Genomic DNA, 23,905 nt, shown 5'->3' with positions numbered 1-23,905 from the left:
AAGAACCATGAACAAAGAACTGAAACGCAGCCTGGAGACAGCCGGGCTGATCCCGGTGGTCAAGATCGATGAAGCCGGACATGCGGTTGACCTGACAAAGGCGCTGCTGCAGGCTGGACTGGACTGCATTGAAATCACGTTCCGTACAGAGGCGGCGGCAGAGGCCATTGAAGCGGTCCGTAAATCGGGGCTGGATGTTGTGATCCTTGCCGGGACTGTACTGGATGTTGAACAGGCAGAGCGTGCCAGGATCGCCGGCGCGGATGTGATCGTGTCTCCGGGATACAACGCAAGTGTCGTGCGCTGGTGCCTCGAACAGGGTATGCCAGTGGTGCCGGGCATCCAGAGTGCCTCGGAGCTGACGGCAGCCGTGAATGCAGGGCTGGGATTCGTGAAGTTCTTCCCCGCACAGGCAGCTGGCGGGATCGGGATGCTCAAGGCCCTTTCGGGTCCGTTCCCGGCGATGCAGTTCATGCCCACGGGCGGGATCAGCGAGGACAATTTCCAGGAATACCTGAAACTGCCTCAGGTCGTCTGTGCCGGCGGCAGCTGGATGGTACCGACCGTCCTGATCCAGGAGGGCCGGTTTGACGAAATCCAGGCCATAGCCCATAGTGCCGTGACGAAGATGCTGGACCTGAAGCTGGCTCATATCGGCATCAATGCTGCCAATGAAGGGGAAGCACATCAGATTGCGCAGTTCTTCGAGACGGTGTTCAGCTTCGAAGCCCGGGAGAACCCCTCTTCGATCTTCTCCGACACCTATGTGGAAACACTGAAATCTCCCTATCTGGGCAAGAAGGGCCATATCGCCATTTCCACGCCCAATGTCGAGCGGGCGATGGCGTATCTGGAAAAGCGCGGTGTTGCATTCAACCAGGACAGCATCGTGCGGCGCCCGAACGGGCTGATCCAGGCGGTCTACTTCCAGAAGGAGACCGGCAGCTTTGCGATCCATCTGGTGAGAAAGGACTGACCTATGGCAAACGTGATTCTGTTTGGCGAACCCATGGCGCTGCTGACAGCGGACATGCCGGGGAAACTGGAAGACATCTGCCACTTCACACGCTCCATGTCCGGTGCGGAAGTGAATGTGGCCATCGGCCTGACCAGGCTGGGGCATCACGCCCAGTACCTCACAAGGCTGGGGGATGATCCCTTTGGCCGCTACATCGAAGGTGCGCTGAAATCCAACGGCATTGGCACAGAGTTCATCACCGTGGATCCTGTGTACAAGACCGGGATCCAGCTGAAGAACCGGACGACCGACGGCAGCGATCCCTATGCACCGTATTACCGGAAGGGGTCTGCGGCTTCGCACATCTCTGCGGCAGAAATTGACGCGCTGGACCTGGATGATGTGGATCTGGTGCATGTGACGGGGATCCCGCCGGCGCTGTCCGAAAGTGCCAGGGCTGCAACACACCGGCTGATGGACCGGGCAAGGGAAGCGGGGATCATTGTGACTTTCGACCCGAACCTGCGTCCGGCGCTGTGGGAAGATGAGGAGACCATGCGGAGGGTCCTGAACGAACTGGCGGAAAAGGCGGATCTGGTGCTGCCGGGGATCGCGGAATGCGAAGTCCTGGCGGGGACCTCCGATCCGGAGAAAGCCGCGGCGTTCTTCCTGGAGAAAGGACCGAAGACGGTCATCATCAAGGACGGATCCGATGGTGCATACCTCTTCACGGCAGAAGGAAGCACAAAGGTGCGGGGGTACAAGGCGGACAAAGTCGTGGATACTGTAGGAGCCGGAGACGGCTTTGCGGTGGGCGTGATCAGCAGCCTGCTGGAAGGACTTCCCATGGAGGACGGGGTGCGCCGGGGCAATGCCATCGGCTGCATCCAGGTCATGACAGCCGGAGACAACGAAGGACTGCCGACAACAGAACAGCTCCAGGCGTTCATGGACGCATAAAGACACTTCACTGCCATTCACGCACAACAACACAACACCACAAAGACCGCTGCAGCGGTCTTTTTCTATACATTGCAGACAGTAAAACAGATCAAAAAGGGACAGATCCTGCTGACAAGGCAGAGTCTGTCCCTTTCGTACTGGCTGGATGCTCTGTGAAGGTTCAGCAGACGGAACTGGACTCAGAATGAAGTCCAGCCACCGTCCACTGCAATGATGTCGCCGCTGATATAGGCGGAATCGTCACTTGCCAGGAACAGGGCACACTGTGCGATATCCGTGGCTTCGCCAGGCGCCGGACTCAGCTTCAGCACAGCCCCCAGCCGGGTATAGCCATCCATGTTCGGCCGGCCCATGGCAGTGGCAATCTCCGTGTTGATGCCGCCTGGAGCGATCACATTGACCCGGATTTTTTCTCCTTTGTACATAAAGGCAGTGTTACGGCTCATGGCATTCAGGGCTGCCTTCGAGGCACCGTAAATGGGACCTGCTGCCTGATGGGAAGCGCCCACGGATGAAACGTTGATGATGTTGCCGCCCTGACCCTGTTCCAGGAACACCTGGATGGCCTTGCGCATCGCCGCCATGGGACCATAGACATTGACGTCCATGACCTGGCGGAATTTCTCGTCACTGGCTTCGGCAATGGGTGCCATGTCATCCATGACACCGGCGTTGTTGACCAGGATATCCAGTCGTCCCCAGGCTGCAATGGCTGCATCAATCATGCCTTCACAGTCCTCCCGCCGGGATACATCTCCGGCATAGACCTGCACCTGTCCGGCTTCGTTCTTCAGGCTCTCTGCCAGGGCTTCCAGACGTTCTTTTCGTCGCGCCACCGCAATGACATTCGCGCCTTCTTTGACGAACAGCTCCACAATGGCTTTTCCCATTCCGGAGGATGCACCTGTCACGACAATGGATTTGTTTTTCAGCTTCATGGTTTGATTCCCTTTCTGTTTTACGTGCGCTTTCATAATAACAGAAACCGGACTGATGAACCGGTGATATTTGCAGAAACCGGCCTTTCGATGCTGTGCCGGAAACCGGAACCATGACAGCATCCAGCTGCCTCAACCTGTGACAGAGTGAACCAGCCTGTCTGTATGTGAAACAAAAGACACATATGTCCATAAAACAGCATGAAAGGCCCATGGGCGCATCATGGCGGGGGTCCCTATACTGAATATGAAAGCAGTGTGCAGACACGCAGAAAGGGATACACGCATGAAACAGACAGACGTGACAGCTTTTGGAGAAATCCTGATTGATTTTACCCACAGCGGTACAGCAGACAACGGAGCGGTGCTGTTTGCCAGACACCCGGGCGGGGCACCAGGCAATGTCGCCGTACAGGTGGCCAGACTTGGCGGCACCGCTGCCTTCCTGGGAAAAGCCGGGAATGATATGCACGGACAGTTTCTCTCCGATACCCTGAAAGCTGAAGGCGTGAACACCAGCGGCCTGCTGCTGGATGACCGGCACTTCACCACCCTGGCCTTTGTATCGGTGGATGATACCGGCGAGCGCACCTTCTCCTTTGCCCGCAAGCCAGGGGCAGATACCCAGCTGTCTGCCGATGAACTGAACCGGGCGCAGATCCGGGATGCGAAGATCTTCCATGTAGGCTCCCTGTCTTTGACCCATGAACCGGCCCGCACCGCGACCCTGGAAGGCATCCGGGAAGCAAAGACGGCCGGGGCGCTTGTCAGCTATGATCCCAACTATCGGGCCAGTCTCTGGAACAGCCGCCAGGAGGCCATGGATGCCATGCGGTCCCTGGTGCCCTTCGCGGATCTGATGAAGATCTCCGATGAGGAAACGGAGCTGCTGACAGGAAAGGCCGATCCGGAAGAGGCGCTGCAGGCGCTGCTGGATGCGGGTGTGAAGTTTGCGGCCATCACACTTGGAGCAAACGGAGCCATGGCCGGAACATCGGCGGGCATTGTCAAGGTACCTGGCATCCCGTCACAGATCGCGGATACCAACGGCGCAGGGGATTCCTTCTGGGGTGCCGTGCTGTGGCAGTTCGCCACCCGTGACCTGAACCCCGAAGGACTGGATCCGGAAACAGTCAGGGAGCTTCTGGGAGTTGCCAACGCAGCCGCGGCGCTGACCGTCCGCAAACCCGGTGCCATTCCGGCGATGCCGGACAGAGAGGCTGTGGAAACCTTTCTTGCAGCGTGAGACGATGAAACCGCAGGCAGCCCCTGCGGTTTTTTTTCAGAGGACAGAGCATGGAAAAACTGACGTTTTCAGATATAGCCAGAAAAGCCGGAGTGGCCAAAAGCACGGTCTCCCGCTGCTTCAACGGCGGATCTGTGAAGGAAGAAACCGGGGCGATCATTGCGAAGGTCATAGAAGACACCGGATTTGAACCCAGTACCGCAGCCCAGAACCTGAAGCTGAAGTCCACGAAGACGATTGGCATTGTGGCACCGTCCATGACCTCCACGGTGACCGGCAGGCAGCTGACGACCATGGATGAAACGCTGCGCAAAGCCGGCTATTCGGTGATCATCCTGACCACCGGCCACAATCCGGACCGGGAGATCGAGGCGATCGAATATCTGCGGTCCCTGCGGGTGGATGGTGTGATCCTGATTGCCACCACGATCACAGATGCCCGTGAACGGCTGCAGGACGGCAGCAGCGTGCCGTTCCTGGTTCTGGGCCAGAATTTCCGCCATGGAACCTCCGTGATTAATGACGACTATGGGTCCGGGTATGAAGCTGGACGCTACGCGCGGAACAGGGGACATGAAAATGTGGTGTAACTGGGAGTCAGTGAATCCGATGCGGCAGTCGGTGTCCAGAGAAAGCAGGGAGTGCTGGACGGACTGAAGAGTGAAAGAACACAGATTGCCACGGGGGAAGCCACATGGTCCTATGAAGAAACGCGGAAAGCTGCCCGGAAGATCCTGGAAGACTGCAGGCCGGGCCTGGTGATTGCGGCCACCGACCGCATGGCCATGGCGGTGATCCGGGAAGCCAGACAGCTGAATCTGTCGATTCCGGACGATCTGTCTATCATGGCCTTTGGCGGCTATGAGTTCGGGGAACTGATGCAGCCACCGCTGGCCACCGTGCGGTTCGAAAACGAGGAAGCAGGAACTCGGCTGACGGTTTGAACCGGGTGGGTCGGTGAAGGATCTGCGGGGCTGAGGGGTGACCGGCAGGGCTGATGCTCCGGGAAAAGACGGGCTGCGGTTTCCATAGTATTGAAGTACAAATGAAGTACCCGGGAAACGGAACGGGTGGATCAGAAGATGGCCGCAAAACACAGGAGACATATGCAGAAACTCTGTCCGATCGTGGACAACCTGTACTGGGCTGCTGTCTGTCTGCTGGGTTTGATGATCATCCTGCACCTGCGGTGTCACGCATGGCGCATCGCCTGGAACCGCCGGCTGCAGCCGGTCCTGGTCCTGGTTTCCTGGGCCCTCTGTTTTGCGGCAAAGCACGGAGCTGTCCCCGGGTTCCTTTCTGGCCGTTCCTGCCCTTCTGCTTCTGGCGCTGGATTTTTTGACAGCAGAAAGACAAAGACCCGCTGAGGGCTTTGGCGGACATCCTCCATATAGCCCAATGAAAATGAAAAGGACTGCCTCTGATGATGAACGGGCAGTCCTTTGATGTTTGCGGATGGAAACCTGGCACGCTGCCCGGCTGGGGAAGACCGGATCAGGATCAGCCTCTTTGCTGCTTCAGCCGCACACAGAGGCGCAGCACCATGACCAGCATGAAGCAGTCGATGGGATACATGATGATGTTCTTGACGATGCGGGCGGTCATGAGGATCCAGAAGCTGTCTCCGTACATCAGGGAGAGCCACAGGGGGTTCAGGATGAGGTTGACGACCAGGACGATGATGAGTCTGGCTGCCAGCACTTTCCAGATCCTGACTTCTTTCATCTGATAGAAGAAGGCGGAAAACACCGCTGCCTGAAACATCGCGTTCAGGGCATAGCCGGGAAACCAGGCCCCGTCGGGGTGAAGGGCCCATCCCAGGAAATCGCAGATGAATGCACCGATGAGGTTGGGAGCCATGCCATAGAAATAGCAGGATGCAGCCATGGCAAGAAACCCGAAAGTGATCCGCAGGGTCGGGGTGAAGTAGATGTTGAACATGGACAGGATCATGTAGAGGGCACAGAACAGGGCCGTGCCGGTCAGAACCCGGATATTGCCCAGGTTCCTGGCGCTGGTTTTGATGGATGACATCAATGCAGACATATAAAAACCTCCTTTCCCTTTGACGCTCGGAAAAAGGAGGAAATCCTGACTTTTTTCAAACGACAGCGGGATGCAGGACACAGATCGCGGCTTGCTTCGTTTTCGGACCAACTCCCCGTGCCCGAAACACTTTACGCCTGTATCCTTACTCTGCCTGAGGTCAGTATACGCAGGGGGAAAGCGGCTTGCAATGCCTCTGTGGGTGAAATGGTTCACAAGGTTTTATCCGTCTGTGGGCTGTGGTATATTTTTCCTGAACGGAAAGAGGTTTCACCTATGATCATCGATACACTGAAAGAGAAAATCAAAGGACAGGGAATCCGGATTGTATTCACCGAAGGCTGGGATGCCCGGGTGCAGGAAGCGGCGTCAAAGCTGGCTGCGGAAGATGTGATCCGTCCGATTTTGCTGGGCGAAAAGGAAGAAATCGAAGCCACTGCCAAGGAACACGGCTTTGATCTGACGGGTATTGAAACCATGAATCCCGCCGAATATCCTGACATTGACAAAATGGCTGTCAAGATGGTTGAACTCAGACGAGGCAAGCTGGATATTGAGCGCTGCCGCAAGGCATTGCTGTCCACCAACTATTTTGGCACGATGCTGGTGCAGATGGGCTATGCGGATGGCCTGCTGGGCGGTGCCACATACAGCACGGCGGATACAGTCCGTCCGGCTCTGCAGCTGGTGAAGGCGGCACCGGGCAATGCCCTGGTCAGCTCTGCGTTCCTGCTGCTGAAGGGGGATGAGGAATACATGATGGGCGACTGTTCCATCAACCTGAACCCGAATGCGGATGATCTGGTGGAAATCACACTGCAGACTGCAAGAACTGCAAGGCAGTTCGGCATTGAGCCGAAAATCGCCCTGCTGTCCTATTCCAGCTTTGGCAGCGCCAAGGGTGAATGCGTGGCGAAGGTGGCGGAAGCCGCTCTGCGTCTGCACCGGATGCCCATTGATTTTGCTGTGGATGGCGAGATGCAGTTTGATACGGCGGTTGCACCGGATGTGGCAAAACTCAAGGCGCCCAAGAGCGAAGTTGCCGGTCAGGCCAACACCTTTATTTTCCCCAACCTGTCCTCGGGCAACATCGGATACAAGATCGCAGCCAGACTGGGCGGCTGGGAGGCCATCGGTCCGGTTCTGCAGGGCCTGAATGCGCCGATCAACGACCTGTCCCGCGGATGCAACGCGACTGAGATCTACAAGATGGCGATTATCACCGCTGCGCAGAAGGACATGGACATCTAGTCCCGTACAGTTCGAATGACTCACAAGACCGGAAATTTCCGGTCTCTTTTTTGTGTTCTGCGGTTCAGGTATGATGAAAGAAAAAGGGAAGAGAATATGAAACATCAAATACTGGTACTGGAAGATGACATGGATATGCAGGAGGCTCTGCGGGTTTCTCTGCGGGATTTCGACTGTCTGTTCTGCATGACGCTGGCTCAGAGACTCCAGGAGGCGGCCGGAGACTGGGATCTGATCCTGCTGGATCTGGGCCTGCCGGATGGAAACGGTCTGGAGCTGCTGCAGGCGGTTCGTCTGGAAAGCGATGTTCCTGTTCTGGTTTTGTCGGCTCAGACAGATCAGCCGGTGATACTGGAGGCTTATGCACAGAAAGCGGATGACTATATCACCAAGCCTGTGCGGCTGCCGGTCCTGAAGGCCAAGATTGGCCGGCTGCTGGAACGGGAGGACATTCGCCGGTTCGGGACTGTCACGCTGTATGTATCCGGCTGCAGGATGGATGGTGCAGCTGAAGTGATGCTGACGGGAACGGAAACAGCGGTTCTGGAGCCACTGTTTGCGGCTGCGGGAAAACCTGTGTCCAGTCAGCGGATCCTCCGTTCAGTGGCAAGACGCACCGGTTTCGATATGTCTTTGGAGACGCTGAGTGTGAGATTCTCCGGGTTGCGGAGAAAGCTCGGAAAATCCGGTCTGATGATCAAGGGAGACCGGCGCCACGGGTACTGGCTGGAGGAAGCCGATCATGAATCCGCGTCATGACAAACTGTCAAAAAAGCTGGCGGCTTTGATCGCGGCAGGTCTTTTCTGCATTCTGCTGCAGGCGGCTTTGCCACTGTCTCTGGAACAGTCTGTGGAAAGACTCATGGAGCTTTCTCCACCGGAACAGCGGTATCTGCTCCGGGAGGCAGCTGCCGGCCTGATTCCGTTTCAGCTGCTGGTGGCAGGGCTGGCGGTATATCTGGGATTCCTGATCTGCCAGGGACCCGCTGTGGGCAGCCGGTGGCTCAAGGCAGTGGAGGATCTGAGCGGAGAACGGGAACTGCTGATTCTGGAGCTGCTGGAGGAAAAGCGGGAGGCGGCAGTCCGCCGGGAAAACAGCGAGAATCTGGCACATCAGCTGCGGAATACTGCGGGAGCCGGGTTGCTGCTGTTGGACGCGGGATGCCCGGATCCGGAGAGAATCCTGAAGATTCTGGAGAAAATCGCCAGGCAGACTGAAGCGTATCTCACAGAATCCGTCCGTTCATCCGGAGAATCCGGATTCCGGTACGAACACCTGGATCTGAACCGGATCATCCGTCAGGCAGCTGCTTCCGTGGGAAAGGGGACGATTCAGGTGCAGCTGAAGGATCCGGAGGGACTGACTATGTTCGGGGACGCTTTCTGGCTGGAGGAAATGCTGCGGTCGCTGCTGGAAAACGCTCTGGACTTCACCAGTGGTCCCATCACACTTGCTGCCGGCCGCAATCCTCTGGATCAGTCCTGCGAACTGACAATCCTGCATCCCGGTTCGCTGGGAAGTCATATCCCCCGGCGATACGCCACACAGCGTGCAGGGCATTACGGAATCGGCCTGGCGCTGGCAGCCGCAGTGGCAGAAAAGCATCAGGGCAGTCTGCAGATCCGGGAAGAGAAGGGACAGGTCGTCATGGAAGTGGGCCTGCCGGTTCTCAGCCTGGAAATCTGACCTGGTAATCTCTCTGTAACGGATCCGGGTTACGGTAAAAGCGGGGTGAGAACATGCAGACAATGGTACAGGCAGACAATCTGGTGAAAGTCTGGAATCCGGGACCGGCACAGACCATTGCGGTGGACCACGCAACCTTTTCCGTACAAACCGGGACTTTTACGGTGATTACCGGAAAAAGCGGCTGCGGGAAATCCACGCTGCTGTCGCTGCTGGCCGGGCTGGAAAGCGCGGATGAAGGGACAATCATCATTGATGGCCGGATACTGGAACGAAGCGAAAAGCAGCGGGCAGGTGTGCGTCGGGAGTCCGTAGGTCTGGTGCATCAGTTTTTCCAGCTGATTCCGGAGCTGACCATCCGGGAAAACCTTCAGATCCCCTTCGACCTGAATGGTCTGCCTCTGGATGAATTCTTTGTGAAGGAACTGATCCGGCAGCTGGAGCTGGAGGGGCTGGAAGACCGGTATCCTCATCAGCTCTCCGGGGGTCAGCAGCAGCGGGCAGCGATTGTCCGGGCGCTGGCCATCCAGCCGGCTGTGGTCCTGGCAGATGAACCCACAGGCAATCTGGACCGGCTCAGTGCGCAGAAGGTCATGAAGCTGATCCGGCAGGTGCAGCGCAGGCTTGGAATCACGGTGATCATGGTCACCCACGACCTGGATCTGGCCAGACAGGCGGACAGAATTCTGTATATGGAAGACGGCCGGATCTCCGGCTTCGGAAGCCGAAATCATGAGTAAATACTCCAATACACTGCATAAAGTCATCCGCAGCCGGAAAGCGCAGAGGCTGTTCGGACTGATCATGACACTGGCCATGAGCCTGACCCTGTGCAGTTTTCTGATTCAGTACCGCAGCCTGCAGGACCGGATAGCCGCCCAGCGGCAGTGGTATGGTGCCTGGCAGGCAGTCCTGCTCAAGGCGGATGAGGCAGCCCTTCAGGAAGTCAGGGACAATCTGGTGGTGGACCAGGCGGGGATTGTGCAGACCGCCACTCTGGCTGACGGCACGATTACCGGCACCGGTGATGATTCGTTTTTCGACTTGGCCAGTCTCTCCCTGAAAACCGGAAGGCTGCCGGAAACAAATGGAGAAGCCGCAGTGGAAGCGGTATGGCTGGACCGGCAGGGTCTTTCCTATGAACTGGGGCAGGAGATCCGGATTGGTGACGAAGTCAGAAACCTTTGCGGGATCCTGGACAGCTACTCCGCCAATTGGACTGCCGGAGATCATCTCCCTCAGATCTGGACCGCCAGTCTGGGCCACCCTGGAGACACCCTGGTGTACATGCAGGCGAAAGCAGGTTATGAGGATGTATTCGACCACTGGAAACCCTCTGGCGCTGTGCTCGTGCGCAACATGCAGCTGGACACCGGATATAATCCCTTCTCCGATGCCAATCTGCCCTGGACCATCGTATCTCTGGCCGCACTGGGCGGCGGACTGCTGCTCATGGGTGTGGTCCTGGGCCGGTGGCTGGAAACCCGGCAGCTGACCCTGATTCGTCTCAAGACCCTGGGCGCGGATACCGGACAGCTGATGGGACAGGTGTTTCCCCTGATTCTGGGCGGTGCCTTGTGGAGTGTACCGGTCCTGGCAGCTGCGGGTCTGATTCTGAACGTCCCCTGGCTGGTGATGACGGCTGCTGCCTGTGTCTGGGCGGCAATGGTGCTGATCATGGCAGGGCTTGCCTGGAGAATTCTGGCGGCAGTGCCGGCAGGCATCAGCCTCCATGCTTCGAAGGGGCATATTCCAAAGCGGCTCCCGGAGGGAAAGAAGACGCTGTCGGTTTCCATGCTGGCAGACCGCTGGCTGCACTGGAACCGGAAAGCTGCGGTTTTTGCTCCGCTGCTGCTGGCGATTTTGACAGCGGCTGGGGCTTACACTGCCACACGGTTTGTCTTTGATGCAGAGATGGAAGCGCAGATACAACGGCAGCCGGATTTCCGGTTCACCCCGAAGGATGCCACTTCCCATATGCCGGTTACAGATCTGGAGAAAATCCGGGAAGTGTCCGGAGTGCAGGAAGTCTACAGCTATACACTGCTGGAGCCGGTCGTCGGTGAGGATGACTGGACTCTGCGCTGGGATGATGTGGCATCCGCCGCCATTTTCGACTTTCCGGAGGAATACAGGGACAAGGTGGCGCTTTTTTCGCAGCCGGATCAGGAAACGCTGATTTCACCGGTGATTCTGGAACCGGACCATCTTCCGGTCATGACGGAGGTTTTGAAAGAAAACGGGATTGAGAACGGCATGCTGCAGGAAGGGGAAATTGCCATCTATCTGCCGGAGTTTTCCTGGATGATCCAGGGAGATGCCGTGAATCCGGCAATCATGATTTTTCCCCGCAATCCGGAGCTGGATATGCGGGAAGACATCACCTTCCGAATGGATACAAGTCTGGAAGCCGGGGATGTGGTGCAGCTGGAAAGCCCGGAAGGAGAAATCCGGTCCGTCACAGTCCGTACTGTGCTGCGCAATCCGCTGAATTACAGCGTGGATTACCAGGACCGTCTGTCCGCCTGGACCGGCGGCTTTGCCTGGCCCTATGCCGTCATCGTTCCGGAGGGATTCTTCAACACGGATTCGGTGAATCATGTGGAGGTATGGTCGCCCCAACGCCGGGATGCTGCCATGCAGTCACAGATGGCAGCGCTGGCCAGTCAGGGAGAGATGCTTCTGACCAATGAGGCATCTGAAAACCGGACATACACGGAATTCTTTGCGCAGGAACGGCTGTTGTACTGCATTCTGACTATGCTGCTGGCAGTGGTGTGGCTCTTTGTGCTGGTGTGGGCTGTGGTCCATCTCCGACGGAGCATGGCGGAGTTTCTGAAACGTTTCCGTCCTCTGCAGGTCTCCGAGAATACATGCAGCCGGATACGCCGGCAGATGACAGCCAGGATTTGTCTCATCATACTGACCAGTGGACTGGCTGCTCTGGTCTTCAGCCTGAGGCTTCAGTTTGCGGTGGTTCCCAACCGGACCGTCCTGCTGCAGTCCATCCCTTCACTCTTTGACCTGTCCGGCAATCCCGGGGGTGTCTTCTGGATCCTGGGGGAGATTGTTCCCTGGGTCTATGGAGCCGCAGCCCTCCTGATTCTGCTGCCGATGGGACTGATTGCAGTGGGCTGGAAGAAACAGTGATGGGAGTGCGGGCAGGACTAAGAACGAGAATAAACACAGGATAAGGATAAAATGGTTTGATTTTGCAGGAGTAATCATCCGTAACTGTTGGATCAGCCACCGTTTATCTGGCTGCCACTATGACTTATGCGAATGGAAGCTGGGGTGCGAGAGCCTGGGTGACTGGGATGACAGGATGTACGTCGGCTTCTGTAGCCAGTGCTACTCCAGTTCCCACGACAGGAACAGTGACAGGAAGCGTTTTAATCAATGGGATTTATTTCAACTACTCAGTGAAGGTATATCCGAGATAAGGATATAGCCGGATCTCAAACATCACTGAAAATCTCAGCTCACCGCAAAGGCGAAACAGTGCGGCAGCCCTGCTGCCCGGCTGTTTCGCCTCTTTCGACTGTCCGCCCCGGCATCCATCGGCAGTCAGAGTGCCAGGACAGACGTGACACTTTCCTTTTCGATGTTGCACACTATCGCAGAATTGGTACACTTAACACGTATGAGCGAAAACAGAAAATTTCCCTATGAGGTTCCGGAAGGAGCTGTCATGGACTATGCGGATGGCCGTTTCATTGTGGCAATCAAGGATGACTGCTGGAATGAAGAGGAGCTGGCTCTGCTGAAACAGGAGCCTTTTGCGGTGACACTGTGCTGGTATCACGGGATCATGCCGTTCATTCTGGAGGGCGGACCGGTGGATTCCAGTGATGTGTACTTCAATGTGCAGGAGTCTGATTTCCGGGATGAGATCCTGGGACTGACGCAGGCGCCGGAGATGGAAATCGTGCTGCTGAATGCAGACAACACGATTGCCTGGCAGAAGCGGAAGCAGCTGCCGGATCCCTTCTGGCACCAGCTGAAGACGCTGCTGGAACAGCAGGCTGCCCTGCAGTTCATGCCGGGTGAATACGATGTGAACGTGGAAGGACTGATGTCTGCCTGCGAACCTTTTGAGCTGCACAGATATGAAAAAGCAGCGGTAAAATTTTAGGAGGACTCATGAAAGCTGTCATTACTGTCGTCGGTGCGGACCGCACCGGTATCCTTGCCCTGGTGGCCAGCGAATGCGCCGCACGCAACTGCAACATTCTGGATGTATCCCAGACCATCGTGGACGGTGTGTTCACCATGACCATGATTGCCGACATGGACGGACTGACGGAGTCCTTTGAAGCCTTTGCGGAGCACATGGAGGCTGTGGGGGACAGCAACGATCTGGCTGTCCGGGTCATGAACCGGGCCATTTTCAAGGCCATGCACTCGATTTAAGGAGCCGCCATGCAGATATCTGAAATTCAGGAAACAATCAAGATGATCGACGAGGAGTGCCTCGATATCCGGACCATCACCATGGGGATTTCCCTGCTGGACTGCATTGATCCGGATATTGACACGTCCTGCCGCAAATGCGAGGAAAAAATCTGCCGTCTGGCAAAAGATCTGGTGCGTACCGGCGATGAAATCGCCAGAACCTACGGCATTCCGGTGGTAAACAAGCGGATTTCCGTGACACCCATCGCCTTTCTGGTGGCTGCCAGCGGGGGGGATCCGGTGAAATATGCCCATATGCTGGAACGCTGTGCCAGACGCCTGGGCGTGGATTTCATCGGCGGGTATTCCGCTTTGGTGCAGAAGGGGTACGCCCACGGAGACCGGGAGCTGATCGACAGCATTCCCCGGGCGCTGAAGGAAACCCAGCATGTGTGTGCGTCGGTGAACATCGGCAGCACGAAGGCGGGCATCAACATGGATGCGGTGAAGCGCATGGGAGAAGTGATCCGGGAAGCGGCGGAGCTGACGGTAGACGACAACTGCATCGGTGCGGCGAAACTGGTGGTCTTCTGCAACGCGCCGGAGGACAATCCCTTCATGGCCGGTGCCTTCCACGGTGTGGGAGAAGGAGACTGCGTGATCAACGTGGGTGTTTCCGGACCCGGTGTGGTCAGAGCCGCACTGGCCAAGGCTCCCAAGGATGCGCCCATTGACAGGATTGCCGACCTGATCAAGCGCACGGCGTTCAAGATCACGCGGATGGGTCAGCTGGTAGGAACGGTGGCCAGTGAAAAGCTGGGAGTTCCTTTCGGCATTGTGGACTTGTCTCTGGCGCCGACGCCGGCGGTGGGAGACTCCGTGGCGCACATTCTGGAGGAAATGGGGCTCGAGACCTGCGGTGCCTATGGCACCACGGCAGCCCTGGCCATGCTCAATGATGCAGTAAAAAAAGGCGGTGTCATGGCTACCAGCCACGTGGGCGGTCTGTCCGGTGCCTTCATTCCGGTGTCCGAGGACGCCGGCATGATCGATGCAGCCCGCCAGGGTGTGCTGAAGCTGGAGAAGCTGGAGGCCATGACGGCTGTCTGCTCGGTGGGTCTGGACATGATCGTGATTCCCGGCGAGACCCGGGCGGATATCATTTCCGGCATCATCGCGGATGAGGCGGCCATTGGCATGGTCAACACCAAGACCACAGCCGTGCGCCTGATTCCCGCCATTGGCAAATCCATCGGCGAGACGCTGGATTTCGGCGGTCTGCTGGGAGAAGGGCCGGTAATGCCGGTGAATCAGACTTCGGATGCGGTGTTCATCAACCGGGGCGGGCGGATTCCGGCACCGCTGCAGGCTCTGAAAAACTGATCGTGCATCTGCAAAGCCCGGTGAAATCTCCGGGCTTTTTTCACGGATGCCTGCCAGGGATGGGACATCTGCTTTCGGAAAGGCTCTGTCCTGCCGGTATGAGATCGGGAGGTGATCATGGTGGTCAGACATGGCACTGGCTCCTGATTGTGGATATGAGTCTTGCCATGCTTTGCTGCTTCAACTGGATCATTTGTTTTGAGAAGCACAGTCTTTGTCCGGTTTGTCTGATGGAAACCCTGTGGTTGTGACAGACAGTGCAGGCATCACTTTCAGAAAACCGGTTGCAATGAAAAACCGGATATGTATAATTGTAGTCAATACTACGAAGGGAAGAAGTACAGCATGACGGGACCTTTCAGAGAGACAGCGGGTGGTGCAAGCTGTCAGGACCAGTGCCGGAACGTGTCCCGGAGTCGCCCTGTCGAATATGCAGGAGGCAGCGGCCGTTGTTCGCGTTAAGAACGAGGTGTCATCCGCACGGCGGATGGAAGACCGGTGGTACCGCGCTTTCAGCGTCCGTTCATGAATTTTCTGAACGGACGCTTTTTTTGTTCCACAGAAAGAAAGAGGAGAAAGACATATGAACAAGTTTCTGAAACTGACCCTGACTGCAGGCATGGCCGCATCTGTGCTGGCCGGCTGCTCTTCTGCCGGCAGCACAGATGCAGACAAGGCAGATGCCGAATCGAAAGAGACAAAGGAAATCATCGTGGGGATTTCCCCGGATTATCCTCCCTATGAATCCATCGAAGGCGATGCGATCGTGGGCTTCGATGCGGATATGACTGACTGGCTGTTTGACTACATGAAGGAAGAAGAAGGCCTGGACTACACCTACACCTTCAAGCAGATGAGCTTTGACACCATCGTTTCCGCGATCCAGACCGGACAGATCGACCTGGGCATTTCCGGTTTCACCTATGACGAAGACCGGGAACAGGCGGTGGCCTTCTCCGATCCCTACAACACCTCCGCACAGGTGGTGGTTGTAGCCGGTGACAGCGACATCGCGTCCGCTGCGGATCTCAACGGCAAGAAAGTCGGTGCACAGCTGGGTGCCACAGGCCAGAGCGCCGCAGAGGGAATCGAAGGCGCCGAAGTCACACCGGTGCAGGATGTGAAAGTGCTCATGGAGACACTGAAGTCCCATGGTCTGGATGCCGTGGTGCTGGATACTGCAGTGGCCAACAACTATGCCGCCGGCGGTGAATACAAAGTCGTGGGCGATCACCTGATGGAAGAAGAAAACTTCATCATTGCCGCCAAGGACAACGAAGAACTGCTCAAGCAGGTCAACAAGGCCATCAACGCCTTCAAGGAAAGCGACGAGTACACGAAGCTGAAAGAAAAGTGGGGCGTGTGATCCATGTGGGAGACATTTCTGTCGCCCGATAATCTCACCTATATGCTCAAAGGTGCCGGCGCTTCCCTTGCGCTGGCACTTGGTGCGTTGTTCTTCGGTGTGATCATCGGCATCATCATGGCGGCCATGAAGCTGTCAAAGTCAAAAATCCTGAACGTGATCGGCACGGTGTATGTGGAGATCCTGCGGGGAACCCCCATGCTGCTTCAGGTGCTGTTCTTCTACCTGGGTGTTCCGGTGCTCTATCAGATGATCACCGGCACCCGGCTGCGGGTGGATCCCTATGTGGTGGGACTCATTGCCATGTCCCTGAACTCCGGTGCCTATCAGACCGAGCTGATCCGTTCCGGCATCCAGGGCGTGGACAAAGGGCAGTGGGAAGCCTGCGAGACCCTGGGCATCTCCTATGTCACGATGATGAAGGAAGTCATTCTGCCCCAGGCTTTCAAGCGGATCATCCCGCCCATGGTCAGCGAGTTCATCACCCTGATCAAGGACAGTTCCCTGATTTCCTGCATCGGTGTGGCGGAACTGCTGTATACCGCCCAGGTGCTGGGAGCCAAATACTACAACTATCTCGATCCGCTGATCATTGCCGGCTGCATGTATCTGGTGATGACGGTGACGATTTCCTTCATTGCGCGGAAAATAGAAAAGAGGATGGCAGTCAGTGATTAAAGTCGATCATCTATCCAAGCACTTCGGCGGCGTGCATGCGGTCAATGACGTCAGCCTGGAAGTGAACAAGGGAGACATCGTATGCCTGATTGGTCCTTCGGGATCTGGCAAGTCCACGCTGCTGCGCTGCATCCACGGGCTGGAAACCGTGGATGAGGGCGCCGTATTCATGGATGGGGAGAAAATGGATCCGGCTGACAAGGCGAAATATCGTCAGCAGCGCAACCGCATGGGGTTTGTGTTCCAGCACTTCAATCTGTTTCCGAACAAGACTGTGCTGGACAACTGCACCCTGGCGCAGATCACGGTGCTGAAACGCTCCCGGGAGGAAGCGGAGAAAACCGCTCTGGAGTACCTGGAAAAAGTGGGACTGCTGGACAAGAAGGACAGCTATCCCAACCAGCTTTCCGGCGGGCAGAAACAGCGGGTGGCCATTGCCCGGGCTCTGTGCATGAATCCGGACATGATGCTCTTTGACGAACCCACCAGTGCTCTGGATCCGGAGATGATCAAGGAAGTGCTGGAGGTCATGAAGGAACTGGGCCGGCAGGGGATGACCATGATCGTGGTGACCCACGAAATGGGATTTGCCCGTCATGTGGCCAACCGGGTTCTGTTCCTGGACCAGGGACATCTGGTGGAGGAAGGGGACAGCGAGTCGTTCTTCACGAATCCGAAGTCGGAACGGGCGCAGGACTTCCTGTCCAAGGTGTTCTACGATGCTGAGTGAATTCGCTGCAGAACAGTGGATGACCCGGTATGAGAATCTGGCCAGTGTCAACATGACCGAAACCAGCTGTGACGCGCTGCGTCTGGAAGAAATCGAGGCCCTGGAACCGGGCCTTTTTTCCGAACTGGTTCTGGACTATGGTCCGATCACCGGTAGTCCGCAGCTGAAGGAAGAGATCCTGGCCATGTATGAAACCGGCACTCCGGCAAACATCACCACCACCGCCGGCTGCGTGAACGCCAGCCAGCACGTCATGGACGAGCTGCTGGCACCGGGGCGGCAGGTGATCGTGTTCACCCCGGGATATCAGCAGTTTGCCGGCTACGCCAGAAGCCTGAATGCCCGGGTCACGGAGCTTGCCCTGGATCCGCTTACCTGGAAGCCGGATCTGGATCAGCTGGAAGACTGCGCCGCCCGCCAGGGACTGGATTTGCTGATTCTGAATCTGCCAAACAACCCCACCGGCACGATTCTGGATGAGGAAGCCCTGCAGCGGGTGACAGACATCGCCCGGCGTCACGACGCCTGGATCCTCTGCGATGAGGTCTACAGAGGCATCGGCAGGGTGATGCCTTCCGTGAGCGATCTCTATGAAAAGGGTGTGTCCTGCGGATCGCTGTCCAAATCCCTGGCCTGTCCGGGGATCCGCATCGGCTGGGTGAAAGGCCCGGAAGCGCTGATTGATGCCCTGAACATCCGGCGGGATTACACCTTCATCGGCGCCGGTCCGCTCAACGACCGGCTGGCCTGGGCTGTTCTGAAACACCGTGCGCAGATCCTCCGGCGCAACAACGCCATTGTCAGCCGCAACCTGGCTGTGCTGAAGGACTGGCTGGACGGGAACCCGTTTTTCTCCTGCGTGCTGCCGGAAGCCGGCTCCGTGGCGCTGCTGCGGCTGCCTGACGGGGTGGATGATGAAGCCTTCGCCCTGCGGATGATGGAAGAAAAGGGACTGTTCTTTGTCCCCGGGCGGTTTTTTGGAGCTCCGGGAACGCTGCGGCTGGGACTGGGCCGCCCGCCGGAACAGTTTTTGAAAGGGCTTACTCTTCTCGCCGGATTTGCCTCCGGTTCATAGAATTGTGCTATTTTTCATGGTAGAATAACCCGGCAAGGGGTGTTGGAAATGAAGAAAGCATGGCTGGCGCTGCTGTGTCTGGCACTGACAGGCTGTGTCCGGGTGGGCGGATCGAATCCGGAAACCCGGCAGGAAGAACCGGATGAAACCGAGACGGTGAAACAGACCATGACCTGTTCGTCAGATGCCGGCAGCTATGAATTTGAAGCCCTGGGGGACCAGGTGAAAAAATCCGTTCAGACAGAAAACGTGTCCTTTGAGGAACTGGGCCTGGATGCCGGTGCCGATCAGGCAAAAATCGGGGAAGCCATCAGCCGGGTGCTGAATGATTCCTATGGATCCCTGAAGGGCGTGAGCACACAGGGGGAAGTCCGGGACAATCACGTGGAGCTGACCATCTCCATCGACTACGCCCAGGCAGACAGTCAGGCGCTGATTGATGCAGGGCTGCTGGAACCCGGGGAACTGGATTCCCAGTATGTCAGCCTGGAGCGCACTGAAACGGAACTGACATCACAGGGCTTTGCCTGCAGGGCCGGGTGAATGCGGTATTACATTGCCGACTGCCACTTCTGGCACGCTGCCCTGAACAGTCAGATGGACTGCCGCGGGTTTGCCAGTGTGGAAGAGCTCAACGAACACATGATCCGGTGCTGGAATGCCCGGGTCAGACCCTGTGACGAAGTGGTGATCCTGGGAGATCTGAGCTGGGGGGATGCGAAAAAAACCGCCAGAATCCTGGACCGGCTCCAGGGCCGTCTGTTTCTGATCCGGGGCAATCATGATCGGTATCTGAAGGATCCGGCCTTTGACGCCTCCCGCTTTGAATGGATCCGCGATTATGCGGAGCTGAGCGACAACCGCCGCAAAGTCGTCCTCTCTCACTATCCCATGGCCTGCTACAACGGCCAGTACCGGGTGGACGACCAGGGACAGCCCCGTTCCTACATGCTTCACGGTCACATTCACGACACAGCCGATCAGGCACTGCTGGACCGCTATCAGGAGATGGTCTCCGGCACCCTGGTCACAGATCCCGGCGGCCGCCAGCGGCACGTCCCCTGTCACCTGATCAACTGCTTCTGCCAGTTTTCAGGTTACACGCCGCTGACCCTGGATGAATGGATCGAAACAGACAGAAAGAGAAGAGAAACGCAGAAAGAGAGAGAATTTGATGGAGAAACTGGAGTCGCAAAAGGGGGCCAAGGCACTGTATGTCCAGATCCGGGACATATACCGCCGCAGGATCCTGGACGGGGATCTGCAGCCCGGCGACAAGATTGAAAGTGAAACACAGATTCAGAAAATGTACGGGGTATCCAGAATAACCGCCCGCCAGGCGATTCTGGATCTGGAAAAAGACGGCATGGTCAACCGTGGACGGGGCCGGGGAACCTTCGTCATCTGGAAACCGGCGGTGACCGAGGAACTGACCGGTATCCGGGGATTCTCCGAAGAGATGCAGCTGCATGGACGGCAGCCAGGCACATCCAGCTGGCACGCTTCAATGCGGCATTGCCCAAAGCGGCTGGTTTCCGCCTTCGGGCTGGACCCGGAACAGGAAGCCTATATCGTGGAACGGGTCTGCACCTCGGATGACATCCGGCTGGCTTACATCGTGTCCTGCTTTCCCCGGCAGAGCTTCAGCTATCTGGGCGGCTCTGTCTATGAAGAAACCGGTACGCCTGTCCGCATTGAGGAAGAGCTTCTGGCCCAGCTGCCGGATGACGAAGTGGTGACAAATCTGAACATCCCCCGCACCCTGCCGGTGCTGGTTCGCCGGCGAGTGGGATTTGACAGACAGGGAAAGATCATGGAATACTCCCTGGCTTACTACCGCAGCGACCTGTATTCCTGGAGCCGGTCACAGTGACATTCTCCGCTGCAGACCGCATTCTCCGGTCCTGTCCCCCGATACACCAGGGACGGGACCTTTTTTCACCGCTCACCGGTCCGCTCCGCCTGACGGACCGGTACATCCCGCAGATGCCGTGACATCTGCCTGAAAGGAACGGATTACCGAACATGGAAAGGGAAAAACTCGGATCCAGACTTGGATTCATCCTGATCTCCGCCGGCTGCGCCATCGGGATCGGCAACGTCTGGAAGTTCCCCTATGTCGCCGGACAGTACGGCGGCGGGGTCTTCCTCTTCTTCTATCTGATTTTCCTGGTGCTCCTGGGCATTCCGGTCATGACCATGGAATTTGCCTCCGGACGCGCCGCCGGCACCAGCCCCGCCAGACTGCTGAAACGTCTGGAACCGGCGCACACCCGCTGGCACTGGTACACCCCCTGCATTCTCGCCGGCAACTGGCTGCTGATGATGTTCTACACCGTCGTCACCGGCTGGATGCTGCGGTATTTCTGCGACATGGTCACCGGACAGTTCGTCAACGCCACCCAGGCGCAGATCAGTGAACACTACACCGGCATGCTCTCAGACGCCGGAAGCCTGATTCTGTTTACCGTCCTGGTGGTCATCACCGGCTTCGGCATCTGCGCCAGAGGCCTCCAGGCGGGTCTGGAAAAAGTCACAAAGTGGATGATGGGTGCTCTGCTGGTCATCATGGTGATTCTCGCCGCCAACTCCCTGCTCTCCGCCGGCGCCGCAGAAGGCGTACGCTATCTCTTCGTCCCGGACATCGCCCGCGCCCGTGAAATCGGACTTGGCAGCGTGATAGCCGCCGCCATGAACCAGGCATTTTTCACCCTGTCCCTGGGCATCGGCGCCATGGCCATCTTCGGTTCCTACATCGGCAAGGACCGCCGGCTTTTCGGTGAATCCCTGAACGTAGCGGTGCTGGATACCTTCGTGGCGCTGACCGCCGCGCTGATCGTGATCCCTTCCTGCTTTGCCTACGGCGTGGAAACCGCCGCCGGACCGGGACTGATCTTCGTGACCCTGCCCAATATCTTTGCTGCCATGCCCCTGGGACGTCTCTGGGGGGCGCTGTTCTTCCTGTTTCTGAGCTTCGCGGCGTTTTCCACGATTCTGGCTGTCTTCGAGAACATCATCTCCAGCACCATGGACCTCACCGGCTGGACCCGGAAAAAGACCTGTCTGATCTGCGCTGCAGCGATGATTGTGCTCTCGCTGCCCTGTGCCCTGGGCTTCAACCTGCTGGCCGGGGTGCAGCCTCTGGGAGAAGGGTCCACGATCATGGACCTGGAGGATTTCCTTGTGTCCAATATCCTGCTGCCCCTGGGATCCCTGGTGTTTGTGCTCTTCTGCACCTGGAAACAGGGCTGGGGATGGGACAGCTTCCGGAAGGAAGCCAACACCGGTCAGGGACTGCGGTTTCCCGCCTGGAGCCATGTCTACTGCAAATATCTGCTCCCGGTGATCATTGCCGTGATTCTGATCACCGGCATTCTCCCCGGCTGAGTCTGCCGATGGGGCTGCGCCCTGTGGCAGGGCATCATGAATAAAAACACCCGGATTCTGTGCCTGTCCCTTTGGACAAAGGCCGGAACCGGGTGTTTCTGTTATCTGGAAGCTGCTTCAGGCATATGAGTCTCAAACCACTGCCGCAGCGTGGCAGCGGTTTCCTGCAGACAGCCGTCGTCAAAGGGGACCTGCAGTCCGGCTTCCTTCAGAAGCTGCCGGTAGCACAGGCTGCCGCCCAGCCGGCAGATCCTCAGGTAATCCGCAAAGGCGGATTCATCTCCATCGAGCATCCGGGCCAGGAACTGCAGGGCAGCCACCTGCGCCAGGGTATAGTCGATGTAGTAGAAAGGATCCATGAAAATGTGCAGCTGGCGCATCCACCAGCCACCCCGTTCCAGCACATCGATTCCGCTGTAGTCCTTGTGAGGCAGGTACTGGTTTTCCAGCCGGCGCCAGCAGGCATTGCGCTGATCAGCATCCCAGTCCGGGTGGGCATAGACCTCATGCTGGAAATGATCCACCAGAACGCCGTAGGGCAGAAACTTCACCGCACCGGAAAGATGGACAAACCGGTACCGGTCCGCCTGGTCTTTGAAAAAGAGCTCCATCCAGGGCCAGGTGAAGAATTCCATGGACATGGAATGGATTTCGGCGGATTCATTGGTCGGCCAGGCCAGACTGGCGGGAAAACACGGGGTGGAACTCCAGACCTGGAAGGCGTGGCCGGCTTCGTGGGTCAGAGTCTCCACATCGCTCTGGGTGCCGTTGGAGTTGGCAAAGATGAACGGTGCCTGAAAATCCGGCAGCCAGGTGCAGTAGCCGCCGGCAGCCTTGCCTTTGCGGGCATCCAGATCCATGAGCCGTCGCTGACACATCTCCCGGAAGAATTTGCCGGTTTCCTCCGACAGGGCATCGTACATCTCCTGCGCCCGGGCGGTCATCTGTTCTGTGGTGCCGCAGGGCGCCGGATTGCCGTCGGCAAACTCCGCTTTTTCCTGCCAGACCGGCAGTGTATCCACGCCCAGCCGATTTTTCTGGGCTTCATAGAGATCCTGACACAGCGGGACGATTTCTTCCAGCACCTGCTGACGCCAGACGGCCACATCCTGGCGGTCGTAGTCGAAACGGTGCATTCTCAGATACCCCAGATCAATGTAGTTTTCAAAACCCAGCGCCCGGGCCATCTCCGTGCGCACCTGCACCAGCTGCTGGAGCAGATCCTGCAGCTGCGGTTCATTCTCCTGAAACCAGCCCCAGTAAGCCAGAGCGGCTTCCTTCCGGACTGCCGGATCCTGGTGGTTCATGGGCTGTTCCAGCTCTGCCAGGGTCCAGACCCGGTCCTGAAAGGGAATCTGGGCAGAGGCAATCAGGTTCTGATAGGCGGTGGACAGCGCTGCTTCCTTCTGCAGATGACCGATGATGGCCGGGCTGAAGCTCCGTCTGTCCATCTCCGCTGCCAGAAACCAGGTTTCAGGCAGCTGTTCCTTCAGCTGCGGGGCAAAGGGACTCTTCAGGATCGTATCGGTGATGGACTGGAATGTTTCTTCCAGCAGCGGCATCGTTTCGTCAAACCAGGCGTTCTCCTGCCGGTAAAACGCATCTTCCGTGTTCAGGGTATGCCGGATGGCGGCCAGTTCTGTCATGGTCAGCACGTGGGATTTCAGGTCGTCATACTGATGCATGGTCTGCAGGAAGGCATCATACGCCGGCGCTGTCTCCAGAGAAGACCGGAGACTGGCAAGCTCCGTCTGCAGGGGCTCCAGATCAGGGCGTGAATAGGGAAAACTGTTGAATGTCAT

Annotated in this window: 24 protein-coding genes, 1 riboswitch and 1 other annotated feature; of the genes, 21 read left to right on the top strand and 3 right to left on the bottom strand. The window is 57.4% G+C overall.

What is annotated here, in order from left to right; all coding sequences use genetic code 11:
• Nucleotides 1-7: 7 nt before the first annotated feature.
• Both eda and QZ305_RS02875 read left to right on the top strand, forming a co-directional pair.
• Nucleotides 8-976 carry a bifunctional 4-hydroxy-2-oxoglutarate aldolase/2-dehydro-3-deoxy-phosphogluconate aldolase gene (eda, locus tag QZ305_RS02880; RefSeq protein WP_294729982.1) on the top strand — a complete coding sequence of 323 codons (969 nt, stop codon included), beginning with the start codon at nt 8-10 and terminating at the stop codon, nt 974-976.
• A 3-nt stretch (nt 977-979) separates the two neighbouring features.
• Complete coding sequence (locus QZ305_RS02875; protein WP_294729981.1) at nt 980-1,918, top strand: sugar kinase; 939 nt, start codon at nt 980-982, stop codon at nt 1,916-1,918.
• Between the two features lie 182 nt (nt 1,919-2,100).
• On the opposite strand, the gene QZ305_RS02870 is transcribed toward QZ305_RS02875, so the two are convergent.
• Nucleotides 2,101-2,859: a glucose 1-dehydrogenase gene (locus QZ305_RS02870; RefSeq protein ID WP_294729980.1), complete on the bottom strand. Its 759-nt coding sequence runs from the start codon at nt 2,857-2,859 to the stop codon at nt 2,101-2,103.
• Between the two features lie 286 nt (nt 2,860-3,145).
• Here QZ305_RS02870 and QZ305_RS02865 point away from each other — a divergent pair, with 286 nt between their 5' ends.
• Genes QZ305_RS02865 through QZ305_RS02855 form a run of 3 tightly spaced genes read left to right on the top strand, consistent with a single transcriptional unit; the run spans nt 3,146 to nt 5,049 of the window.
• Complete coding sequence (locus QZ305_RS02865; RefSeq protein ID WP_294729979.1) at nt 3,146-4,105, top strand: carbohydrate kinase; 960 nt, start codon at nt 3,146-3,148, stop codon at nt 4,103-4,105.
• 50 nt (nt 4,106-4,155) lie between these two features.
• Nucleotides 4,156-4,695, top strand: a complete 540-nt coding sequence (locus QZ305_RS02860; protein WP_294729978.1) for a LacI family DNA-binding transcriptional regulator — start codon at nt 4,156-4,158, stop codon at nt 4,693-4,695.
• On the top strand, nt 4,696-5,049 hold the full coding sequence (locus tag QZ305_RS02855) for a substrate-binding domain-containing protein (RefSeq protein ID WP_294729990.1): 354 nt from the start codon (nt 4,696-4,698) through the stop codon (nt 5,047-5,049).
• 556 nt (nt 5,050-5,605) lie between these two features.
• Here the strand turns inward: QZ305_RS02855 and QZ305_RS02850 are convergent.
• The gene (locus tag QZ305_RS02850) at nt 5,606-6,151 is read right to left on the bottom strand and encodes a folate family ECF transporter S component (RefSeq protein ID WP_294729977.1); all 546 of its coding nucleotides are present in this window, start codon (nt 6,149-6,151) and stop codon (nt 5,606-5,608) included.
• A gap of 61 nt (nt 6,152-6,212) precedes the next feature.
• A riboswitch (THF riboswitch) is annotated at nt 6,213-6,306 on the bottom strand.
• 121 nt (nt 6,307-6,427) lie between these two features.
• Between QZ305_RS02850 and pta the strand changes: the two genes are divergently transcribed.
• The 16 genes from pta (at nt 6,428) to QZ305_RS02770 (ending at nt 22,103) form a co-directional block, all read left to right on the top strand.
• Nucleotides 6,428-7,402 carry a phosphate acetyltransferase gene (gene pta / locus QZ305_RS02845; protein ID WP_294729976.1) on the top strand — a complete coding sequence of 325 codons (975 nt, stop codon included), beginning with the start codon at nt 6,428-6,430 and terminating at the stop codon, nt 7,400-7,402.
• Between the two features lie 96 nt (nt 7,403-7,498).
• Nucleotides 7,499-8,161: a response regulator transcription factor gene (locus tag QZ305_RS02840; RefSeq protein WP_294729975.1), complete on the top strand. Its 663-nt coding sequence runs from the start codon at nt 7,499-7,501 to the stop codon at nt 8,159-8,161.
• Nucleotides 8,145-9,089, top strand: a complete 945-nt coding sequence (locus QZ305_RS02835) for a sensor histidine kinase KdpD (RefSeq protein ID WP_294729974.1) — start codon at nt 8,145-8,147, stop codon at nt 9,087-9,089. The genes QZ305_RS02840 and QZ305_RS02835 overlap by 17 nt, the downstream gene beginning before the upstream one ends.
• A gap of 53 nt (nt 9,090-9,142) precedes the next feature.
• Nucleotides 9,143-9,829, top strand: a complete 687-nt coding sequence (locus tag QZ305_RS02830; protein ID WP_294729973.1) for an ABC transporter ATP-binding protein — start codon at nt 9,143-9,145, stop codon at nt 9,827-9,829.
• Nucleotides 9,822-12,239 (top strand): hypothetical protein, encoded by a 2,418-nt coding sequence (locus tag QZ305_RS02825; protein WP_294729972.1) that lies wholly within the window; start codon nt 9,822-9,824, stop codon nt 12,237-12,239. Before QZ305_RS02830 ends, QZ305_RS02825 begins: the two co-directional genes overlap by 8 nt.
• 493 nt (nt 12,240-12,732) lie before the next feature.
• Entirely contained in the window at nt 12,733-13,224 is a 492-nt protein-coding gene (locus QZ305_RS02820; RefSeq protein WP_294729971.1) for a hypothetical protein, read from the top strand.
• 8 nt (nt 13,225-13,232) lie between these two features.
• A complete protein-coding gene (locus tag QZ305_RS02815; protein WP_294729970.1) occupies nt 13,233-13,502 on the top strand; it encodes an ACT domain-containing protein in 270 nt (89 codons plus the stop codon).
• A 9-nt stretch (nt 13,503-13,511) separates the two neighbouring features.
• Nucleotides 13,512-14,867, top strand: a complete 1,356-nt coding sequence (locus tag QZ305_RS02810; protein ID WP_294729969.1) for a PFL family protein — start codon at nt 13,512-13,514, stop codon at nt 14,865-14,867.
• A 316-nt stretch (nt 14,868-15,183) separates the two neighbouring features.
• Nucleotides 15,184-15,393, top strand: a binding site (T-box leader).
• Nucleotides 15,394-15,450: 57 nt separating this feature from the next.
• The gene (locus QZ305_RS02805) at nt 15,451-16,233 is read left to right on the top strand and encodes a transporter substrate-binding domain-containing protein (protein WP_294729968.1); all 783 of its coding nucleotides are present in this window, start codon (nt 15,451-15,453) and stop codon (nt 16,231-16,233) included.
• 3 nt (nt 16,234-16,236) lie between these two features.
• The gene (locus QZ305_RS02800; RefSeq protein ID WP_294729967.1) at nt 16,237-16,911 is read left to right on the top strand and encodes an amino acid ABC transporter permease; all 675 of its coding nucleotides are present in this window, start codon (nt 16,237-16,239) and stop codon (nt 16,909-16,911) included.
• Nucleotides 16,904-17,641 carry an amino acid ABC transporter ATP-binding protein gene (locus QZ305_RS02795; RefSeq protein ID WP_294729966.1) on the top strand — a complete coding sequence of 246 codons (738 nt, stop codon included), beginning with the start codon at nt 16,904-16,906 and terminating at the stop codon, nt 17,639-17,641. The genes QZ305_RS02800 and QZ305_RS02795 overlap by 8 nt, the downstream gene beginning before the upstream one ends.
• Nucleotides 17,631-18,716, top strand: coding sequence for an aminotransferase class I/II-fold pyridoxal phosphate-dependent enzyme (locus QZ305_RS02790; protein WP_294729965.1), 1,086 nt, complete (start codon nt 17,631-17,633; stop codon nt 18,714-18,716). The genes QZ305_RS02795 and QZ305_RS02790 overlap by 11 nt, the downstream gene beginning before the upstream one ends.
• A gap of 48 nt (nt 18,717-18,764) precedes the next feature.
• Nucleotides 18,765-19,259 (top strand): DUF1307 domain-containing protein, encoded by a 495-nt coding sequence (locus QZ305_RS02785; RefSeq protein ID WP_294729964.1) that lies wholly within the window; start codon nt 18,765-18,767, stop codon nt 19,257-19,259.
• Nucleotides 19,260-20,000 carry a metallophosphoesterase gene (locus QZ305_RS02780; RefSeq protein ID WP_294729963.1) on the top strand — a complete coding sequence of 247 codons (741 nt, stop codon included), beginning with the start codon at nt 19,260-19,262 and terminating at the stop codon, nt 19,998-20,000.
• Nucleotides 19,891-20,589 carry a GntR family transcriptional regulator gene (locus QZ305_RS02775; protein WP_294729962.1) on the top strand — a complete coding sequence of 233 codons (699 nt, stop codon included), beginning with the start codon at nt 19,891-19,893 and terminating at the stop codon, nt 20,587-20,589. Before QZ305_RS02780 ends, QZ305_RS02775 begins: the two co-directional genes overlap by 110 nt.
• Before the next feature lie 152 nt (nt 20,590-20,741).
• Nucleotides 20,742-22,103 carry a sodium-dependent transporter gene (locus QZ305_RS02770; protein ID WP_294729961.1) on the top strand — a complete coding sequence of 454 codons (1,362 nt, stop codon included), beginning with the start codon at nt 20,742-20,744 and terminating at the stop codon, nt 22,101-22,103.
• Nucleotides 22,104-22,204: 101 nt separating this feature from the next.
• Here the strand turns inward: QZ305_RS02770 and QZ305_RS02765 are convergent, their stop codons facing one another.
• A complete protein-coding gene (locus QZ305_RS02765) occupies nt 22,205-23,905 on the bottom strand; it encodes a M3 family oligoendopeptidase (RefSeq protein ID WP_294729960.1) in 1,701 nt (566 codons plus the stop codon).

Origin of the sequence: uncultured Faecalibaculum sp. (assembly GCF_910588395.1) — a bacterium.
Taxonomy (GTDB): Bacteria; Bacillota_I; Bacilli_A; order Erysipelotrichales; family Erysipelotrichaceae; genus Faecalibaculum.
This window is presented reverse-complemented; position numbering and strand designations above follow the sequence as displayed.

What these genes read in the sequence shown, in the direction of transcription:
- QZ305_RS02825 (WP_294729972.1), top strand. Translation starts at nt 9,822, where the DNA reads ATGAGTAAATACTCCAATACACTGCATAAAGTCATCCGCAGCCGGAAA.
- eda (WP_294729982.1), top strand. Translation starts at nt 8, where the DNA reads ATGAACAAAGAACTGAAACGCAGCCTGGAGACAGCCGGGCTGATCCCG.
- QZ305_RS02775 (WP_294729962.1), top strand. Translation starts at nt 19,891, where the DNA reads ATGGAGAAACTGGAGTCGCAAAAGGGGGCCAAGGCACTGTATGTCCAG.
- QZ305_RS02820 (WP_294729971.1), top strand. Translation starts at nt 12,733, where the DNA reads ATGAGCGAAAACAGAAAATTTCCCTATGAGGTTCCGGAAGGAGCTGTC.
- QZ305_RS02765 (WP_294729960.1), bottom strand. Translation starts at nt 23,905, where the DNA reads ATGACATTCAACAGTTTTCCCTATTCACGCCCTGATCTGGAGCCCCTG.
- QZ305_RS02830 (WP_294729973.1), top strand. Translation starts at nt 9,143, where the DNA reads ATGCAGACAATGGTACAGGCAGACAATCTGGTGAAAGTCTGGAATCCG.
- QZ305_RS02835 (WP_294729974.1), top strand. Translation starts at nt 8,145, where the DNA reads ATGAATCCGCGTCATGACAAACTGTCAAAAAAGCTGGCGGCTTTGATC.
- QZ305_RS02840 (WP_294729975.1), top strand. Translation starts at nt 7,499, where the DNA reads ATGAAACATCAAATACTGGTACTGGAAGATGACATGGATATGCAGGAG.
- QZ305_RS02785 (WP_294729964.1), top strand. Translation starts at nt 18,765, where the DNA reads ATGAAGAAAGCATGGCTGGCGCTGCTGTGTCTGGCACTGACAGGCTGT.
- QZ305_RS02800 (WP_294729967.1), top strand. Translation starts at nt 16,237, where the DNA reads ATGTGGGAGACATTTCTGTCGCCCGATAATCTCACCTATATGCTCAAA.
- QZ305_RS02770 (WP_294729961.1), top strand. Translation starts at nt 20,742, where the DNA reads ATGGAAAGGGAAAAACTCGGATCCAGACTTGGATTCATCCTGATCTCC.
- QZ305_RS02865 (WP_294729979.1), top strand. Translation starts at nt 3,146, where the DNA reads ATGAAACAGACAGACGTGACAGCTTTTGGAGAAATCCTGATTGATTTT.
- QZ305_RS02815 (WP_294729970.1), top strand. Translation starts at nt 13,233, where the DNA reads ATGAAAGCTGTCATTACTGTCGTCGGTGCGGACCGCACCGGTATCCTT.
- QZ305_RS02790 (WP_294729965.1), top strand. Translation starts at nt 17,631, where the DNA reads ATGCTGAGTGAATTCGCTGCAGAACAGTGGATGACCCGGTATGAGAAT.
- QZ305_RS02870 (WP_294729980.1), bottom strand. Translation starts at nt 2,859, where the DNA reads ATGAAGCTGAAAAACAAATCCATTGTCGTGACAGGTGCATCCTCCGGA.
- QZ305_RS02875 (WP_294729981.1), top strand. Translation starts at nt 980, where the DNA reads ATGGCAAACGTGATTCTGTTTGGCGAACCCATGGCGCTGCTGACAGCG.
- QZ305_RS02810 (WP_294729969.1), top strand. Translation starts at nt 13,512, where the DNA reads ATGCAGATATCTGAAATTCAGGAAACAATCAAGATGATCGACGAGGAG.
- QZ305_RS02860 (WP_294729978.1), top strand. Translation starts at nt 4,156, where the DNA reads ATGGAAAAACTGACGTTTTCAGATATAGCCAGAAAAGCCGGAGTGGCC.
- QZ305_RS02850 (WP_294729977.1), bottom strand. Translation starts at nt 6,151, where the DNA reads ATGTCTGCATTGATGTCATCCATCAAAACCAGCGCCAGGAACCTGGGC.
- pta (WP_294729976.1), top strand. Translation starts at nt 6,428, where the DNA reads ATGATCATCGATACACTGAAAGAGAAAATCAAAGGACAGGGAATCCGG.
- QZ305_RS02805 (WP_294729968.1), top strand. Translation starts at nt 15,451, where the DNA reads ATGAACAAGTTTCTGAAACTGACCCTGACTGCAGGCATGGCCGCATCT.
- QZ305_RS02780 (WP_294729963.1), top strand. Translation starts at nt 19,260, where the DNA reads ATGCGGTATTACATTGCCGACTGCCACTTCTGGCACGCTGCCCTGAAC.